This is a genomic window from Rhizobium sp. N122, from assembly GCF_002211295.1.
GTDB lineage: Bacteria > Pseudomonadota > Alphaproteobacteria > Rhizobiales > Rhizobiaceae > Rhizobium.
This window is the reverse complement of record NZ_LOKU01000080.1, coordinates 137,139-155,121: the sequence shown is the minus strand read 5'-3', so window position 1 is coordinate 155,121 and position 17,983 is coordinate 137,139. Positions and strand designations below refer to the sequence as shown.

18 protein-coding genes are annotated in these 17,983 nt (G+C 64.1%); 3 read left to right on the top strand and 15 right to left on the bottom strand.

Annotated features, from left to right (window positions below):
• Positions 1–13: 13 nt before the first annotated feature.
• From ATY75_RS34870 to ATY75_RS33255, 10 genes are all read right to left on the bottom strand, one after another.
• Positions 14–157: a hypothetical protein gene (locus ATY75_RS34870; protein ID WP_167347838.1), complete on the bottom strand. Its 144-nt coding sequence runs from the start codon at positions 155–157 to the stop codon at positions 14–16.
• A gap of 103 nt (positions 158–260) precedes the next feature.
• Entirely contained in the window at positions 261–2,213 is a 1,953-nt protein-coding gene (locus tag ATY75_RS33295; RefSeq protein WP_088940749.1) for a BTAD domain-containing putative transcriptional regulator, read from the bottom strand.
• 304 nt (positions 2,214–2,517) lie between these two features.
• The gene (nadC, locus tag ATY75_RS33290; RefSeq protein ID WP_190241473.1) at positions 2,518–3,438 is read right to left on the bottom strand and encodes a carboxylating nicotinate-nucleotide diphosphorylase; all 921 of its coding nucleotides are present in this window, start codon (positions 3,436–3,438) and stop codon (positions 2,518–2,520) included.
• Complete coding sequence (locus tag ATY75_RS33285; protein ID WP_088940747.1) at positions 3,416–4,951, bottom strand: L-aspartate oxidase; 1,536 nt, start codon at positions 4,949–4,951, stop codon at positions 3,416–3,418. The genes nadC and ATY75_RS33285 overlap by 23 nt, the downstream gene beginning before the upstream one ends.
• Positions 4,948–5,919 carry a quinolinate synthase NadA gene (nadA, locus tag ATY75_RS33280; RefSeq protein WP_088940746.1) on the bottom strand — a complete coding sequence of 324 codons (972 nt, stop codon included), beginning with the start codon at positions 5,917–5,919 and terminating at the stop codon, positions 4,948–4,950. The genes ATY75_RS33285 and nadA overlap by 4 nt, the downstream gene beginning before the upstream one ends.
• A gap of 69 nt (positions 5,920–5,988) precedes the next feature.
• The gene (locus ATY75_RS33275) at positions 5,989–6,918 is read right to left on the bottom strand and encodes a hypothetical protein (protein WP_190241472.1); all 930 of its coding nucleotides are present in this window, start codon (positions 6,916–6,918) and stop codon (positions 5,989–5,991) included.
• A gap of 342 nt (positions 6,919–7,260) precedes the next feature.
• Positions 7,261–8,073 carry a 3-methyl-2-oxobutanoate hydroxymethyltransferase gene (locus tag ATY75_RS33270; RefSeq protein ID WP_065092823.1) on the bottom strand — a complete coding sequence of 271 codons (813 nt, stop codon included), beginning with the start codon at positions 8,071–8,073 and terminating at the stop codon, positions 7,261–7,263.
• Positions 8,074–8,115: 42 nt separating this feature from the next.
• Positions 8,116–9,339, bottom strand: a complete 1,224-nt coding sequence (locus ATY75_RS33265; protein ID WP_088940744.1) for an FAD-dependent oxidoreductase — start codon at positions 9,337–9,339, stop codon at positions 8,116–8,118.
• Positions 9,340–9,349: 10 nt separating this feature from the next.
• A complete protein-coding gene (locus ATY75_RS33260; RefSeq protein WP_088940743.1) occupies positions 9,350–9,664 on the bottom strand; it encodes a MocE family 2Fe-2S type ferredoxin in 315 nt (104 codons plus the stop codon).
• 21 nt (positions 9,665–9,685) lie between these two features.
• Entirely contained in the window at positions 9,686–10,774 is a 1,089-nt protein-coding gene (locus ATY75_RS33255) for a fatty acid desaturase family protein (RefSeq protein ID WP_088940817.1), read from the bottom strand.
• 132 nt (positions 10,775–10,906) lie between these two features.
• On the opposite strand from ATY75_RS33255, the gene ATY75_RS33250 reads away from it, so the two are divergent.
• Positions 10,907–11,935: a LacI family DNA-binding transcriptional regulator gene (locus tag ATY75_RS33250; protein ID WP_088940742.1), complete on the top strand. Its 1,029-nt coding sequence runs from the start codon at positions 10,907–10,909 to the stop codon at positions 11,933–11,935.
• 163 nt (positions 11,936–12,098) lie between these two features.
• Positions 12,099–12,911, top strand: coding sequence for a TIM barrel protein (locus ATY75_RS33245; protein ID WP_088940741.1), 813 nt, complete (start codon positions 12,099–12,101; stop codon positions 12,909–12,911).
• Positions 12,912–13,138: 227 nt separating this feature from the next.
• Here ATY75_RS33245 and cobM read toward each other — a convergent pair whose 3' ends face one another.
• A complete protein-coding gene (gene cobM, locus ATY75_RS33240) occupies positions 13,139–13,897 on the bottom strand; it encodes a precorrin-4 C(11)-methyltransferase (protein WP_088940740.1) in 759 nt (252 codons plus the stop codon).
• 4 nt (positions 13,898–13,901) lie between these two features.
• A complete protein-coding gene (gene cbiE, locus ATY75_RS33235) occupies positions 13,902–15,134 on the bottom strand; it encodes a precorrin-6y C5,15-methyltransferase (decarboxylating) subunit CbiE (RefSeq protein ID WP_088940739.1) in 1,233 nt (410 codons plus the stop codon).
• Here cbiE and ATY75_RS33230 point away from each other — a divergent pair.
• On the top strand, positions 15,133–15,882 hold the full coding sequence (locus ATY75_RS33230) for a cobalt-precorrin-6A reductase (RefSeq protein ID WP_088940738.1): 750 nt from the start codon (positions 15,133–15,135) through the stop codon (positions 15,880–15,882). The genes cbiE and ATY75_RS33230 overlap by 2 nt on opposite strands.
• Here the strand turns inward: ATY75_RS33230 and ATY75_RS33225 are convergent.
• Genes ATY75_RS33225 through ATY75_RS33215 form a run of 3 tightly spaced genes read right to left on the bottom strand, consistent with a single transcriptional unit; the run spans position 15,857 to position 17,981 of the window.
• Positions 15,857–16,624, bottom strand: a complete 768-nt coding sequence (locus tag ATY75_RS33225) for a precorrin-3B C(17)-methyltransferase (RefSeq protein ID WP_088940737.1) — start codon at positions 16,622–16,624, stop codon at positions 15,857–15,859. The two genes, ATY75_RS33230 and ATY75_RS33225, sit on opposite strands and share 26 nt — an antisense overlap.
• Positions 16,621–17,352, bottom strand: coding sequence for a precorrin-2 C(20)-methyltransferase (locus tag ATY75_RS33220; RefSeq protein ID WP_088940736.1), 732 nt, complete (start codon positions 17,350–17,352; stop codon positions 16,621–16,623). The genes ATY75_RS33225 and ATY75_RS33220 overlap by 4 nt, the downstream gene beginning before the upstream one ends.
• Entirely contained in the window at positions 17,349–17,981 is a 633-nt protein-coding gene (locus ATY75_RS33215; RefSeq protein ID WP_088940735.1) for a precorrin-8X methylmutase, read from the bottom strand. Before ATY75_RS33215 ends, ATY75_RS33220 begins: the two co-directional genes overlap by 4 nt.
• Positions 17,982–17,983 lie beyond the last annotated feature (2 nt).

The window sequence follows — 17,983 nt, the reverse complement described above, 5'->3', positions numbered from 1 at the left end:
ACCGGTCTCGTCCTTAACGGAACCTCAGTGCATGCGTCAGGCTTTCGAGCGCATTGGCGGAAACGTTGAGTTCGTCCTGTTTCATCGCTGCTCTGGCAGCGGCAGAGAAGCGCAGGGACTGTGTCTGAACTGCGGTGCTTTCAGCATTCGTCTTCATGTTCCATCTCCGATTGGTTTGGCAGCGCGCTGCCGTTAACCATCGAAGGGAAACATTGCCTGCGTCATTTAAGCGTTACAGGCTTCGTTAAAAGGCGGTGTAATCAGGGGAGACCGGCCAGTTGCAGGCCCTTTATCAGCGGTTCGGTAAAGGCGGGATCGCGATCGGGGACGAAATGACGGATGTCCTCGCTGCGGAAATCGGGGAAGTTTTCCAGAACCGTTTTGGCGTAGCTATGGGCCTTGCCCCTATCGCCCGACATGGCATGTGAGGCGGCGAGCAGACGGGCGGTCGCCTGTTTCGTCTTCACCGGTTCCAGCGCCTCGATCGCCTTTTCATACTCTTCGCGCATGAAGTGGATGCCGCCGAGGTTCCAGTAATAATAGTCCGGCGGCAGCGGATTGAGCTTGAAGGCGGCACGGCTGAGCTCCAGCGCCCGGTCGAAATCGCCGTCATGAGAAAGTGCGTCGGAGAAATCGGCGAGGATATCGGCGTCGTTCGGATTGAGATCCTGGGCCTGCTGGAAATATTCCAGGCTTTCGTCGAAGCGGCGGCGATAAAGCGCGACGAAGCCGAGCTCGCGATAGGCCCGGCCGCTGTTCGGGTCGGACTGCTGCGCCTGCCGGGCGGCGCCGTTCGCCTCATCGAGCAGGTCGGTGTCGCGCATGCCGCGGATCAGCCATTCCATGCCGAGCGCCCGCGACACGCCGGCATGAGCGGCGGAGAAATGCTCATAACGATTGAGCGAGGATTTGAACCATTTGCGCGCCTGGCGCAGGTGCTGCAGATCGGTCTGGGCGATCAGCCGCTTGCCTTCCAGGTAAAGGCGATAGGCTGAGGCCGGCGCTTCGCCGATCGGCATCGCCAGCTCGTGGCGCTCGATCGTGTCGGCGAGCGAAGACACGATCCGCCGCGTCAGATGCGCGAAGGATTCGCTGATCTTCTGCATCACCAGCGGCAGTTCCAGCGCCCAGATCACCTCCGATGTCGTCGTCCGCGTCAGCCGGCAGGTGGCAAAGACGTCCTCGTCGCGGCCCTGGATGGTGACATAGACCGCATAGTCGAAGCTGAGGTCGAGCGGGCCGGGCACGGCACGCGCCGGATCGATCGAGCGGCTGAGGATTTCGAGGCTGGTATGCGCCGCGATCACCTTGAAGCCGCGCTGCTGGCTGAGGCCGATGGTGACGTCTTCGAGAAGCGCCCTGCCGATACGCTCCATCAGCGGATCGGTGAAGATGCTTTCCGGCGGCAGGATGATGATGCGCGGCTGGCCGAGCAGACCGGCGAACATGGCTGATGCAGACGGGCGCTCCGGCACGGCTGCCTGTGCTGCCGGGATCAGGCCGAGTTCGCGGGCGAGCGCCGTGGTGCTTTCCTCCGGCTCGGTATCGAACTCGTCCTTCAGCTGGCTTTTGCATTTCAGATAGGCCTGGCGGGCCGCAGCCGGATCGTTCATCCTGACATGGGTGCGCATCAGGGCGCGATAGGCCGTCTCGCTGGCGGGGTCGAGTTCAAGCAGGCGCCTGGCAAGCGCGACCTGCTCGTCATCCGACCGGTCTTCCGATGTTTCGATCAGCCGGGTTAGATGGGCCGAGCGCCATTCGTCGATGCGCTGGCGTTCAAAGGTCAGCCAGTCCTCGGCGCCCTGCGTCGGCGATTTGGCGCCTTCCAGCAGTTCGCCGTTCAGCATATCGCTGTCTTCGGGGGCAAGCGGCCCTTTCTGTTTCAGGATGTGAACGTCGACCTCCCAGCCGTCCGCAAGCCCGATATGCGTTCGGGTCGCGGCAAGCAGCGGCGGAAGGTCGGCGGGAATGCTCTGCTCGATGCGCGACAGCAGCTGGCGCAGGCTGCCGGCCCGTTTTTCCGGCAGTTCCGACTGCCAGAGCTGCCGCCTGACGGTTTCGCGGTCGAGTTCGAGATTGGCTTCGGCGGCGAGCATGGCGAGGAGAAAATAAGACTTCTCCGGCAAAGGGAGTTCCCTCCCCGTTGCCAGCAGCCTCGGTCTTCCGAGCAGGCACAGCCTGTTCTTCGACATCAGTCCGGATCTCCGTTGCATCCCGGTTCTCACCCCTGAAAGCCATGGCGCGCAAACGTAGCGGTCGCGAAAACATGTTAGAGCTATAAGAGCGCCGCGCATAGCGGTTTTTGCTATAAAGAGAAGAAGTTTCAGCGAATATTTGCATTTTCGCGTGTCGCTCGCCGAGAAGATGCTTCGCGAACACTTGCCGATTAAGGTGCTGTGGACCTTCTCCGGCGGGGAGTTGTTTGAGCCGCGACTGGCCTTTATAGCCGGCAGAGTAGAACAGGATGATTTTAGGCCGGATCGGAGTAAAATCTGAATCCTGTTCTAAATTAAATAGTTAGAGCATCTGCGCAACCCGTTTCGAGCTTGTTTCCGTCGCGTTCGCCTCGACGAAATCGAGCCCGATATCCAGGACCGGGGCGCTATGCGTCAGCCAGCCGACGGAAATGAGGTCGACGCCGGAAGCGGCGATTGCGGCGGCCGTTGCCGGCGTCACCCGGCCGGAGGCCTCGGTGATCGCCCGGCCGGCGACGATGGCGACGGCTTGGCGCAGCTGATCCGGCGTCATATTGTCGAGCAGAACGGCATCGACGCCGGTCGCCATCGCTTCGCGCAGCTGATCAAGCGTGTCCACTTCGACCTCGATCTTCACCAGATGACCGATGCCGGCGCGTGCCCGGCGGATCGCTTCAGTGACGCCGCCTGAAATGGCGACGTGATTGTCCTTGATCAGCACCGCGTCGTGGAGCGCAAAACGGTGGTTCATGCCGCCGCCGGCCCGCACCGCATATTTTTCCAGTGCCCTCAGCCCCGGCGTCGTCTTGCGGGTGCAGGCAACGGAGGCTTTGGTGCCGCTGATGGCGGCGGCAATCTCTGCCGTGACGGTGGCGATGCCGGAGAGATGGCCGAGGAAATTCAGCGCGGTGCGCTCAGCCGTCAGCAGGCCGCGTGATGGACCTTCGATGGTGGCGATCACGTCGCCCGGCTTGACCGCGTCGCCGTCCTGGCGATGGCGGCGCATGGCGATCTCCGGATCGACGAGGGCGAAGGCGAGTTCGGCCGCATCGAGACCGGCGATGACGCCCGGCTGGCGGGCGGCCATGACGACCGTCGAGCGGTGGTCGTGGGGGATGACCGAGGCCGAGGTGATATCGCCGGCAAGGCCGAGATCCTCGAGCAGGGCTGCGCGGACCAAAGGTTCGACGATCAGGCGCGGAAGCGGGACGAGGTGCATCTCAAGCACTCCTGGCAAGGACATAGGGGGCGCGGGCGATTTCCAGCGCTTGGGAAAGGTGCATGCGGCACCGGTCGGCAGCCGCGAGCTTCAGCGGAAAATCAGTGCGGGCATGGGCACCGCGCGATTCCAGCCGCAGGCTGGCAGAGACGGCGATCAGCAAGGCGACAATGGCGGGATCGGCGGCAGGGCCGTCGCCTTCGGCAATCGGCAGCAATGCGGCGATCGCGTCCTCAAGGGCGCCGGCATTGCGCAGCACGCCGAGATGGCGCGAGACGATCGGCCGGACGAGCGATGCATCGGCGGGTGCCGGCAGTCTATCGGCAAAGATGGTGCCGACAGCGCGCGCCGGCATGGCTGCGATGTCGCGCGCCGCCCGCATGCCCATCACCGCCGCCTCCAGCAGCGAATTGCTGGCCAGCCGGTTGGCGCCATGCAGGCCGGTCGAACCCGCCTCGCCGGCAATCCAGAGCCCGGCAACCGAGCTGCGGCCATTCGCATCGGTGGCGACGCCACCCATGTGATAGTGAACGGCCGGGCGCACCGGAATGAGATTTTTCGCCGGATCGATGCCGACCTCGCCGCAAAGGGCTGCGATGACGGGAAAGCGGGTGGCAAAGCGGCCGCCGAGCGCATCGCGGGCATCGAGGAAGACCCGGCCGCCGCGGGCGATTTCGGCGCTGATGGCGCGCGCCACCACGTCGCGCGGCGCAAGCTCGGCGCCCGGGACGCGGGCCATGAAGCGGTCGCCGCGTTCGTTGACGAGCAAGGCTCCTTCGCCGCGCACCGCCTCGCTGACCAGCGCCAAGGGCCTGCGGCGGGAATCGAGCGCCGTCGGATGGAACTGGACGAATTCCATGTCGGTGAGATCGGCGCCCGCCCTTGCCGCGAGCGCGATGCCCTGGCCGAAATTACCCATCGGATTGGTGGTCGCGTCGTAAAGCCCGCCGATGCCGCCGGTGGCGAGCACCAGTTCCGATGTCGGCAGGATGGTGGCGCCGTTGGCGGTCGCGCAGAGCAGGCCGGCGACCTTCTCCCCGTCCATCAAAATCCGCCGCGCCTCGAAACCTTCGAGCACTGATATGGCCGGCGTCTGCTGCACTGCCCGCACCAGCGCGGCGATGATCGCGGCCCCGGAGCCGTCGCCTCCGGCATGGACGATGCGGCGGCGGCTATGGGCGGCTTCCAGCCCGAGCGAGAGCCCGCCCTTATCATTGCGGTCGAAACGCACGCCGGCTTGCTCCAGCGCGGCGATCGCCGCCGGCGCTTCGGCAATGATGCCGGCGGCAACCGTGGGATCGCAGAGCCCGTCACCGGCGGCAAGCGTGTCGGCAAGGTGCAGTTCGGCGCTGTCGTCGGCGCCCATGCTGGCGGCGATGCCGCCCTGCGCCCAGGCGCTCGACGTCTCCGTGCCAAGGGCGGCGCGGGTGACGATGACGGAGGGTTTGGGCGCCAGCGTCAGCGCGGTCATCAGCCCGGCAAGGCCGCTGCCGACGATCACCGTGCGGCCGGCGAGATTGTGGAGAATCTCGGTCATATCGCCAGCATCCTTTCGACGGCGCGGCGCGCGGCCACGGCAATCGCCGGATCGACCGTCACCTCGTGGCGGTTTTCCTCGAGCGCCGAACGGATATTGGCAAGGGTGATCCGCTTCATATGCGGGCAGAGATTGCAGGGGCGAATGAATTCGACATCGGGATGGTGCACGGCGACATTGTCGCTCATCGAGCATTCGGTGAGCAGCACGACGCGCGCCGGCTTCCGGCTGCCGACATAATCCGACATGACGGCGGTCGAGCCGGCGAAGTCGGCTTCGGCCACCACCTCGGGCGGGCATTCGGGATGGGCGAGCACCGTCACGCCGGGATGGTTTTCGCGCAGCTGGCGCACGTCGTCGGCAGTGAACAGTTCATGCACCTCGCAATGGCCGTGCCAGGCGATGATCTCGACATCGGTCTCGCGGGCGACGTTGCGCGCCAGATATTCGTCCGGGATCATCAGCACTTTGGGTACACCGAGCGATTCCACCACCTGCTTGGCATTGCCCGAGGTGCAGCAGATGTCGGAGGCGGCCTTCACCGCGGCCGAGGTGTTGACATAGGTGATGATGGGGACGCCGGGATGGGCCTGGCGCAACAGGGCGATATCTTCAGGCGTGATCGAATCCGCCAGCGAACAGCCGGCGCCGAGATCCGGGATCAGCACGGTTTTCTCGGGATTCAGCAGCTTGGCGGTCTCGGCCATGAAATGCACGCCGGCCAGCACGATGACATCGGCATCGACCTCGATCGCCTTGCGGGCAAGCGCCAGGCTGTCGCCGACGATATCGGCGACGCCGTGGAAGATTTCCGGCGTCTGGTAATTATGCGCAAGAATGACGGCGTTGCGGCGGCGCTTGAGCTCGAGGATGGCGTCGACATCGCTCTCGAACGACATCCATTCGGCTTTGGGGATGACGCGGCTGACGCGCTCATAGAGCGAGGATGCGGAAACAGGGTGATTCATGACCGGCTCCTTATTATGCTCTATTTGAGCATATCATGGGCAAATAGATATTCTCACCATGAGCATATGTCAATTGCGGGAGAGCGGTAATTTCGTTCCGGCGAGTGCCCGTTCCTCGAGCACCGTATGGCGGAAGCGGAAGAGCTTGGCCGGCCGGCCGCCGGTTTCGCTTTCCGTGCAGCCGGTTTCCTCGACCAGTTCCTGCTGTTCGATCAAGCGGCGGAAATTCTGCTTGTGCAGCGTCAGCCCCGCCAAGGCCTCGATGGTGCGCTGCAGCCGCAAGAGCGTGAAACTCTCCGGCATCAGCTCGAAGACGACGGGGCGGTACTTGATCTTGGCGCGCAGCCTGGCGATGCCGGTCGCCAGAATCCGGCGGTGATCGGCAAACATCACCCGGCCGAGATTGGCTTCGGCGGCACATCCGGCTTCGGCGACCAGCCCGGCTTCATAAAGCAGTTCGTAGCGCTGCAGCGCCAGATCCTCGTTCCAGCCGCCGCCGTCGAGGCCGAAGGTGAAATCGGCGCGGCGATGACGCAGCTCGCGCCGGGCCGGATCGGCATCGGCCCAGCCTCTGAGGCGCGCCACGATCTCGTCGAGCACGGCCGGCCGGCCGTGCCGGTGGTCTTCCCAGGGAAAATAGTCGTACCAGCCGTGCCATCCCGGCCGGCCGGCGCCCGCTTGTTCGTTGACGAGGCCGAGATAGCTGATCGAGATCGTCCGGCCGCCGGGAATATCATTGTTCCGGTCGCGGTCGGCGAAGGTGTAGAGCTGCTCGAGATAGCCGACCGGGTGTTCCGTCTGCTCCTGCACCCATTCGCGCAGGCCCGATTGCAGGGTGCGATGCCCCATTTCGAAGGGACCTGACGGCAGCGCATTGCCGGAACGGATCGTCATCACACGCGGCTCATCCCCCGTCACCGCGACGAGCACCGCAATCAATTCCGCATGCGCAAAGCCGATCGTCACAGGGGACCGAATACTCCGTTCCGAATGGGTCATTCCTGACACAGGCGGGGACGGAAGCCAATGGAGCGGAAGCCACTTCGCGGGCCTTCCACATCTCTCTTGTCTCTTGTGAAGATGCCTTTCGCTCGCGCTCAAGGCGTTCGTCGCGGGCGCTCCTCACCCCCTCATCTGCCCTAACGGGCATCTTCTCCCCGCTGGGGAGAAGGGGAGCAAGCCGCACGGTCATCATTCCCACATCCAAGCTTTCAAGAGGGGGGAGAGGCCGCCACACCCCTTCTCCCCAGCGGGGAGAAGATGCCGGCAGGCAGATGAGGGGGTGAGCGAAGCGAATGCACTGAGCGTAAGCGAAGGCAAAGAACAGGCGGGCACTTGCTCTCAACCATTCCCCGTCTCGCTCGCCAGCCGATCCAGGAAAGCCTTCAATTCCGCCTCGTCGATGCCAACCAGATGGCGCTTTTGCGGATAGGCGCCGGTGCGGACATCCTCGGCGAATTCGGTGAAGGCGGCGATGCGTTCGCGCTGCAGCCGGTCGTGTTCGGCGGCGAAGTTGCGGTAGACCTTGGCGTGGCGCGGATAATGGTCACGATTGGCGCCGAGTACGTCGTCGGCGAAGAGATATTGGGCATCGCAGCCGCTGCCGGCGCCCATGGAGATCATCAGCATCGAGGTGTTGCTGCTGATGGCGGCGGCGACATCGCCCGGCACGACTTCGATTTCGGCGGCGAAGGCGCCGGCCTCTTCCAGCGCCTTGGTCTGCCGCCAGATTTCGGCCGCACTGGCCGCGGTCTTGCCGACGGCACGGAAGCCGCCGGTCCAGGTCGCCTTCGACGGGATCAGTCCGAGATGGCCGCAGACCGGGATGCCCTCATCACGCATGCGCCGGATCGTCTGCAGGCTGGCGGCGCAATAGACCGCGTCGCCGCCGGCCTTCAGTGCCGCAAAGGCGGCGCGGAGATAATCTTCCGCCGAGACATGATCGCCATATTCGAGGCCGGGGATGGCAAAGGGCGTCGGCGCGATTTCGCGAAAGACCGGGCCGAGCAGCGAGGGCGGCACCGAGACGATGTCGATCCCTGCCTTTTCGGCCGCTTCGGCCTCCTCCAGCGAGGTGACGCGCAGCATGGTGAGCTGGCGCTTGCCTTTTACCGCCAGCAGGTCGGCAACGGTGGCGCGCTTATGTTTCTTCATTGTCAATTCCTGTGAGTACAACGGGTGAATATATCGGGCGGCTCAGGCGGCCAGCAGAGATTTCAGTTTGACGTCATTGGCTCGCAGCGCCGCCGGATCCGGATGCGCACCTGCTGCGATCAGCATTTCGGCGAGGCGGATGTCGCGCGCCACCGCGTTGCCCGGTCCGATGCCGCTCGCGGCGATCAATCGTCCGTCGGCATCGAGATGGAACAGAATGAAGGCGCCGGCCCCGAGGTCGCGGCGCTGATGCGTGGCCGCCCCTTCGGCAAGGCCTGCTATCTGCAGCGTCATGTCGTATTGATCCGACCAGAACCACGGCACGGCGGAAACGGCTTGGTCGAGACCGAGCATGTTGGCCGCGGCCAATGTGCCCTGCTCCTGGGCGTTGCGCCAGGATTCGAGCCGCACCCGCCGGCCGCCATAAATCGCCAGCGGAAAGGAGCAGCAGTCGCCGGCGGCAAAAACATCTGGCGCCGAGGTCTGGAGATAGCGGTCGACGGCGATGCCGTTTTCGATCGTCAGGCCCGCCCTTTCGGCGATCTCGACATTCGGCCGGGCGCCGATGCCGACAAGGGCGAGATCGGCTTCGATCCGCTCGCCGCTCGACAATCGGATCACGGCTTTTCCGCCTTCCTCGCCGAGCCTCTCGATCGAGACGCCGCAGCGGATATCGACACCCTCGGTGCGGTGGCGTTCGGTCAGCAGATGCGCGATCTCTTCCGGCACGCCGCGCTTCAGCACGCGTTCCAGCCCTTCGATGACGGTGACCTCGGCGCCGAGCAGACGGGCGGTCGCCGCCAGTTCCAGGCCGATGAAGCCGCCGCCGATGATGGCGATATGCTTCCCCGGCTTCATCACATCGCGCAGTGCCGCGGCGTCATGATGTGTCCTCAGTGCGCGAATATGGGCGCTACCTTCAGGCGCGCCGGGAAACCAACGCGCGGCAGCGCCCGTTGCCAGCAGAAGCTTGTCGTAGGAAAGCGTCGCCCCGTCGGAAAAGGTGACGGTCCTGGATGCAGTGTCGAAATCCCTGGCTTCCAGGCCGGTCAGCAGCCGGACGCCGCTGTCGGCGTATTTTTCCGACGCAGCGATGAATTTCGGATCGCCTGCATTGGCACCCCCCTTCGAAAGCGGCGGCCGTTCATAGGGATGAAGGGGCTCGGCACCGACAAGCGTTATGTCGCCGTCAAAACCTTTTTCCCGCAGGGCGAAAGCGGCGCGTGCACCGCATTCGCCCGCCCCCAGGATAACGAAATGGGCCATGACAGCCTCCTCAGATCGCGATGAAGACGGCGCCGCCTTCGACCTTCACGGGATAGGTCTTGAGATTGACGCAGACCGGTGCGCCTTTGGCTTCGCCTGTCTTGTAGTTGAAGCGGCCGTTATGTTTCGGGCATTCGATGATCTCATCCATAACAAGCCCGTCGGCGAGATGGATATGTTCATGCGTGCAGAGCCCGTCGGTGGCGTAGAATTCGTCGTCGGGGCTGCGGTAGACCGCAAAGGTGCGCCCGCCATGATCGAAGCGGATGACATCCTCTTCGTCGATCTCATCCTTGCCGCAGACTTCGATCCAATTTCCGCTCATCTTATCCTCCCCCGATCGTGATTATTGCGCGGCCGGAGCCAGCTCGTTGTGGAACTCTTCGCGATAGGGCCGCGCGGTGGCCGGCAGCTCGCGTTTCAGGAAATAATCCTCGTTGCGCAGCTGCCGCAGGAAGGCCGGGATCATCTCGCGATAGCCCGAGAGGATCGACGGATTCGGCGCCGGCAGGTCGTGTTTGATCATCGCGTGCAGCCTCGGAAGCGCGTGGTAGGGCACCATCGGGAACATGTGATGTTCGACGTGGTAGTTCATGTTCCAGTAAATGAAGCGGCTGATCGGGTTCATATAAACCGTACGGCTGTTCAGCCGGTGGTCGATGACGTTGTCGGCAAGGCCGCCATGCTGCAGCAATCCGGTCAGCACATGGTGCCAGGCGCCGTAGAGGCGGGGCAGGCCGATCAACATCAGCGGCAGGATCGAACCCATGACGAGCGCGGTGGCGATCGTCGCCAGATAGATCGCCAGCCAGATGCGGGCGATGCGGATCGCTTTCGGCTGCTCTATCTCCGGAATGAAGGTCTTCTCAGCCGCGCTGACGACGCCGAAGGCATTGCGCGACATGTCGACGATCGCATGCCAGACATCGAGGATGCCGAAGAAATTGAGGACCAGCCGGACGAGATCGGGCGGCCGCATGACGGCGATCTCGGGATCGCGGCCGACGATAACAGTATCGGTGTGGTGGCGTGTGTGGCTCCAGCGCCAGGTCACCGGATTGCGCATGATCATGAAGCAGGCGATCTGGTAGACGGCGTCGTTCATCCAGCGCGTCTTGAAGGCGGTGCCGTGGCCGCATTCGTGCCAGCGGCTGTCGGAGGCCGAGCCATAGAGCACGCCATAGGCAAGGAAGAAGGGCAGCGCGACCCACGAGCCCCAGAAATAGACGCCGAGCCCAGCCAGGACCAGCATGCTGCCGAGCCAGATAACCGTGTCACGGATACCAGGGGCATCCGAACGCTGCATCAGCGCCTTCATTTCCTTGCGCGGAATTTCCGTGTGGTACCATTGCGCTGCCGCCAGCCCCGTCTCGACAGCGGTGCGGCCGCTTTCGCCGAGCAGGTCGTAGTCCCGTTTCTTTGCCTGGATCGTCATCATCCGCCTCCCGTTATGCCATGCTTGGGAGGATAGGTTGACTTTGTAAGGCGCTCAATGCAGGCTTGATATAATCTATCAAAAGCCATCAGAAATGGCTTGCATTCATGATCGAATCTATCAGGAACGCCGATGCGCCGTCCGACCATCTCCGATCTCGCCCGTGCCTCGGGCGTCAGTGTTGCCACCGTCGACCGGGTGCTCAACGGTCGCCACCGCGTGCGCGAGGAAACCGCGCGGCGGGTTTATGACGCGGCCCAGTCGATCGGCTACCATGCCGTCGGCCTCATCCGGCAACGCGTCTTCGAGGATCTGCCGCAATACAAGCTGGCGTTCCTGCTGCAAAAGCCGATGCAGCCCTTCTATCAGGCTTTTGCTCGCGAGATCGAAGTGGCGGCGCGCGCCGTGACCACCGCCCGTGTCCAGATCCAGATCGACTATCCCTCCGCTTCGACACCGGCGGCGATCGTCGAGAAGCTCAGGGCCCTCGGCGCCCGCAATCAGGCCATCGCTCTCGTCGCTCCAGACTATCCTGCGGTGACGGCGGCAATTGAAGAACTGAGGGAAAGAGACATTCCCGTCTTTTCGCTGCTTTCCGACTTCGCCTCAGGGGTGCGCAATGCCTATATTGGCGTCAACAATCGCAAGGTCGGCCGCACCGCCGCCTGGGTGATTGCCAAGACTGCCCGTGTGCCGGGCAAGGTCGCCTGCTTCGTCGGCAGCCACCGTTTTCACGGACATGAGCTGCGTGAGATCGGTTTTCGTTCCTATTTTCGTGAAAACGCGCCGGAATTCGACGTCATCGATACATTGATCAACCTGGATACTCCCGAGATCACCCATGAGGCGACGCTGACGCTGCTGCAAAAGCATCCCGATCTCGTCGGCCTTTATGTCTGCGGCGGCGGTATGGAGGGCGCGATCTCGGCGATCCGTGAGGAAAGTCTCGCCGGCAGGATCGTCCTCGTGGTCAACGAGCTGACGCCCGACAGCAAAGCCGGGCTTGCCGACGATATCGTCGCCATGGCGATCGGCACCCCCCTGCCCGCACTGTGCAAAGAGCTGATAGGACTGATGACGAGTGCGATCGAAAACAGCGAAACGGCTGTTCCCGGCCAGTTCTTCCTGCCCTTCGATATCCATATTTCGGAGAACATCTGAGAAATGATGAAATTCTATCATTTAGGCTGAAATTCTTTCAGCAATGAAAGCGACCAGCAGCGATGGCCGATGGATTGCCACGGGAATTTCGATAGAGATTCGCGGGCCCATTCACGAGGAACCGCTCCGCTTATGCCGCGGAGATGAGGAGGATATATCCGTCATGACTTCCATCCGCTTTGCGCTCAACCATATGGCCGCGCCGTCGCTCGCCATTGATGATTTCTTTGCGCTGACAAAGTCGCTCGGCATCGACGCGGTCGAGATTCGCAACGACCTTTCCGGCAACGCCATTCTCGACGGCACCAAACCGGAGGCAATCAAGCAGGCTGCCGACCGCCACGGGCTGACGATCATCTCGATCAACGCGCTGCAGCGTTTCAACGAGTGGAATACCGCTAGGGCCGCTGAAGCGCAGGAACTGATCGATTATGCCAGCGCCTGCGGCGCAAAGGCGCTGGTCCTCGTTCCGAAGAACGACGGCACCGGCTGCGCCGATGGCGAACGGCAGGCCAATCTGGGCCAGTCCTTGAGGGCGTTGAAGCCGATGCTCGATAAAGCCGGGATTATCGGCCTCGTCGAGCCGCTCGGCTTCGAGATCTGCTCGCTGCGCTCGAAGACCGAGGCGGCCGAGGCAATCAAGGAACTCGGCGCGCAATCGACCTTCAAGCTCGTCCACGACACCTTCCACCATCACCTTGCCGGCGAAGCCGCGACCTTCCCGGAGCTTGCCGGCCTCGTGCACATTTCCGGCGTCAGCGACCCCTCTGTTTCCGTTGCCGATATGCGCGATTCCCACCGCGTGCTCGTCGATGGCGACGACCGGCTCGACAATGCCGGGCAGATCAAGGCGCTGCTGCAGGCGGGCTATAACGGCCCCTTCTCCTTCGAGCCATTCGCAGCCGAAGTGCATGCGGTCAAGGACCCGGCCGGCGCGCTTCGCGCCAGCATGGAGTATTTGTCCGCGCGGGTTTGAGACAAAGTCCTCCGTCATGCTCGGCCTTGTGCCGAGCATCTAACCACTGCAATTGCTCTGACAGGAAAACTTTTGTTTTCAGGTGCTTAATTGGAGTTGGGCAGATCCTCGGCACAAGGCCGAGGATGACGTCGCGGGGTTTTTCAATGCTTGTCCACAACGGAGGGCGAGCACGCTCATCGTTTGATCTTCGAGGGCCGCGGCACCAGCGCGGCCAATCTTTGAAATTATTCCCGGCCTCGGAACCGGCGCTGATAGGCGGGGTCGTAGAGTGAGCTCTCGCGAAAATCCTCTGCCGCAAGCGACGGGCCGACGAAGATGATCGCCGTGCGTTCGATCGGTTCGGCCGCAACCTTTGCCTCGATATTTGAGAGCGTGCCGCGCAGGACGCGCTCGTCCGGCCAGGAGGCCTTGACGACGACCGCGACCGGGCAGTCGGCGCCGTAAAGCGGCGTCAATTCCTCCACCACCTGCTTCAGCGCATGGATTGCCAGATGGATCGCCAGTGTGGCGCCCGTCGCGCCGAATTTCGCCAGCGTCTCATCGTTCGGCATCGGCGAAGCGCGGCCGGAAACGCGGGTGAGCACCAGACTCTGGGCGACGGCCGGGATCGTCAGCTCGCGCCCGAGCGCCGAGGCGGCGGCGGCAAAGGCCGGAACACCTGGCGTCATCGTATAGGCAATGCCGTGTTTTTCAAGCCGGCGCACCTGCTCGGCGACCGCGCTCCAGACCGAGAGATCGCCGGAATGCAGCCTTGCGACGTCCTGGCCGGCGGCAGCGGCGCTCAGATATTCCGCCTCGATCTCGTCGAGCGACATCGGTGCGGTATCGATGATCCGCGCATCCGCCGGGCAATATTGCAGCAGTTCGGGGGAAACGATCGAACCGGCATAGAGACAGACCGGGCACCGGGCGATGAGATCGCGGCCACGCACCGTGATCAGATCCGCAGCCCCCGGCCCCGCGCCGATGAAATGCACCGTCATTGCGTCATCCTTTCGTCCAGCACCACTGCGTCACCGGCATGGCCGGCCGCCAGCCGCTCATGCCGCCGACAGGCCCCGCGCGCGATATTTCGATCCGTGTCAGCGAGCCGCCGCGTTTTGCGTGTTCTGAGAGCAGCACGGCTTCCATCTCCAGGGTCACGGCATTGGCGACGAGCCGCCCTCCCCGCTTCAGCGCGGCGATCGCTGCATCGATGACGCCGGGCTCGCTGCCGCCGCCACCGAGGAAGATTGCATCCGGCTCCGGCAGGCCCGCCAGCGCGCCGGGTGCTTCACCTTCGACAACGGCGAGATGTGGCACGCCGAAGGCGGATGCGTTGCGCGCGACGCGCGCGGCCCGCTCCGGCGACTGCTCGATGGCGATTGCCTTCAGCGATGGATTGGCCAGCATCCATTCGATGCCGATCGATCCCGAGCCCGCACCGATATCCCAGAGCAGTTCACCATGGCGCGGCGCGAGCGCGGACAGCGTCATCGCCCGGATTTCGCGTTTGGTGATCTGTCCGTCATGCTCGAACAGCGCGTCTTCGAGCCCGGCGGCGAAAGGCAGAATGCGCGCCCCCTCCCCTGCCGCGATTTGCAGGGCGCAGACGTTGAGGAAATCGATATCGGTGAGGTCGAAATCCGCGGCCAGGGCATGTCTTCGCCGTTCGCGTGGGCCGCCCAGCGCCTCAAGCACGGTAAGCTGCGACTGACCGAAACCATCGGCGGCAAGCAGGGCAGCCAGCCCACCCGGGCCCTTCTCGTCCGAAGTCAGCGCGATGATGCGCCGCCCGGGGTGCAGATGCGGCCGAATCAGGTCGATCGGTCTGCCATGCAGCGAAATCGCCGCGACGTCCTGCAGCGGCCAGCCGAGACGCGAGGCGGCGAGGCTGAAGGCCGATGGCGCCGGGATGGTGCGCATTTCTTCCGCCGCCACATGGCGGGAAAGCGTTGCACCGACGCCGTAGAGAAACGGGTCGCCGGAGGCGAGCACGACGACGGGCGTGCCGCGCCTCTGGAGAATGGCATCGACCGAATGCGCGAGCGGGCTCTGCCAGGAAAACCTTTCGCCTGATATCAGCGACGCGGCAAGCGCATGGTGCCGTGTTCCCCCGAAGACGGCAGGCGCGGTGGCGATCAGCCGCCTCGCCTCTTCGCCAAGCCCTTCTGGACCATCTTCGCCGATGCCGATAATAGTCAGCCAGCGCGGGCCGGAAGCAGGAGAGAGATCAGACATGGGAAGACCTCGCATTCTGATCCTCGGCGGTACCGGCGAAGCGCGCCTGCTCGCCGAGGCGCTGGCGGCGCGGGCAAATGGCGATGTTCTTCTGTCGCTGGCCGGCCGCACCGAAAAACCGGCTGTGCAGCCGGTTCCGGTTCGCATCGGCGGTTTCGGTGGCGCTGCGGCGTTGGCCGATTTTCTGACGGCCGGCGGATATGATCTGCTGATCGACGCCACCCATCCCTTCGCCGAGCGCATTTCCGCCAATGCCGCCTTTGCCGCCGAGACCACCGGTATCGCCGCCATCGCGCTGCGCCGTCCCGAATGGCAGCGCCTGCCGGGCGATCATTGGCGGGAGGTGCGGAGCATTCCGGCCGCCATCGAGGCGCTCGGCCCCTCCCCTCGCCGGGTCTTGCTGGCGACGGGCCGGCAGGGCGCCCATCATGCGGAGGCGGCGCCGCAGCATTTCTATCTCATCCGCAGCGTCGATCCCGTCGAGCCGGCGCTTGCCAATGTCGACTATGTGATTGATCGGGGCCCCTTCACGCTGGAAGGTGAATCTGCCTTGCTGAAGCAGCGCCGGATCGACGTCATCATTGCCAAGAACAGCGGTGGCGCTGCCACCTATGCGAAGATCGAGGCGGCCCGCCTGCTCAGCATCGAGGTGATGATGGTCACGCGCGCGCCGGCGTCCACGGTCAAGACGGTCGACACTGTCGAGGCGGCGCTGGCAGCGATCAAGCACTTCTTCCCCCTGCCATGAAACGTGGGGTATAGACGAGGTCCGGCCGGCCGGGCCGCGCGACGATCCGGGTTTCGGCCGAGCCGATAATGACGCAGGTCGCCATATCGGCCACCGAGGCATCCGCCTGCGACAGCGGCTGCACTGCGATGCGTTCGTCTGGCCGTCCGGCCGCCCGGCCGAAAATGACCGGTGTCGTTACCGGCAGATGGTCGCGCAACAGCTTGAAGGCTTCACCAAGTTGCCAGGGCCGCGCCCGGCTGATCGGGTTATAGAGAGCGATGACGAAACCTGCTCTGGCCGCCAATTCGAGGCGGTTTTCTATTATATTCCAAGGCTTTAGATTGTCGGAGAGCGAGATGGCGCAGAAGTCGTGGCCAAGCGGAGCCCCGGCTCTTGCCGCCACCGCCAGCATCGCGGTGATGCCGGGCAGGATGGTGAGATCGACGGCCCGCCAGGCTGCCGGCCCGTTCTCGATCGCCTCGCAGACGGCGGCCGCCATGGCGAAGACGCCGGGATCGCCGCCGGAGACGACGCAGACCTTGGCGCCATCCGCTGCCATCGAAAGGGCCGCCCCTGCCCTGTCGAGTTCTTCGCGATTGTCCGAGGCATGCCGTAGCTGATCGTGGCGAAGCTGCAGCCGGTCGAGATAGGGGCCGTAGCCGAAGAAATCCGTTGCCGCATCGACGGCGGCGAGCGCTTCCGGCGTCATCTGCTCGGGATTGCCGGGACCGGTGCCGATCACGAAAAGCCGGCCGCTCATCGGCTGTTCTCCCAGCCAGGCACAAGGACCAGCGAAAAATACGGCGCCTCGCCGTCAGCTCTGTCGGCAAGCTTTACCATCGCCGCATTCGCCATGGTGCCGCGCTCGACATAGACGGCTTCCGCAAGCCGGCCGGCCGCCGCCAAGGCCCGGCGGATCTTCGGCAGATTGCGGCCGACCTTCATAATGACGGCGGCCTGCGTATCGGCAAGGCGGCGCGTCAGCTCGGCCTCGGCCATCGTACCGGGCAGTACGGAAAGCACGTCGTCACCCTGGACGATCGGCATGCCCGCCAGCGACCAGCAGCCGGACATGGCGCTGATGCCAGGGATCACCTCCGTCGGGTAGCGCTGGGAAAGCCTGACATGCAGGTGCATATAGGAACCGTAGAACAGCGGATCGCCTTCGCTGAGCACGGCGACGGTCAGCCCGGCATCGAGATGGCCGGCGACGGCTTTCGCAGACCGGTCGTAAAATTCAGTGATCAGGCTCTGGTAACGCTCGTCGTTCTTATCGATCTCGGTAGTGACGGGATAATAGAGCGGCAGCAGCGTCACGCCGGATTTCAGCAGTGGCTCGACGATCGCCTTGCCGTTGCCGCCCCTGCCCTGCTTGGCGAAATAGGCGATGACGTCGGCGCCTTGGATGGCGCGGACGGCTTTGAGGGTCAGAAGCTCCGGATCGCCGGGACCGGTGCCGACGCCGATGAGACGGCCTGTTGTCGTCATAGGCCCGGCCTCGCCAGCGCATTGATGGCGGCCGCCGTCATGGCGCTGCCGCCGAGCCGGCCGCGCACGATGGCAAAGGGTACGCCATAGGAATTCTCCGCCAGCGCGTCCTTCGATTCCGCCGCGCCGACGAAGCCAACGGGCATGCCGAGGATGGCTGCGGGTTTCGGGGCGCCGTCGCGCAGGAGTTCGAGCAGATGGAAGAGCGCGGTCGGCGCATTGCCGATCGCGACAACGCTTCCGCCGAGCCGATCGAGCCAGAGATGCATGGCCGCAGCCGAGCGGGTATTGCCGATCTCGCGCGCCAGTTCCGGCGTGGCGGGATCGCGCAGCGTGCAGATCACCTCGTTCAGCGCCGGCAGCCGTGCCCGGGTCACGCCCTGGGATACCATTTCCGCGTCGCAGAAGATCGGCGCCCCGGCTCTCAGCGCGTCGCGCGCGGCGCTGACGACATCGGCGGAGAACACAAAATGCTCCGCCGCCTCGACCAGCCCGCAGGCATGGATCATGCGCACGGCGATCTCGGCCTGATCTTCGGTGAAGCGCGAAAGATCGGCTTCGGCGCGGATGATCGCAAAGGAACGCTCGTAGATCGCGTCGCCGCTGCGGATATAATCGTAGTCTGGCATTC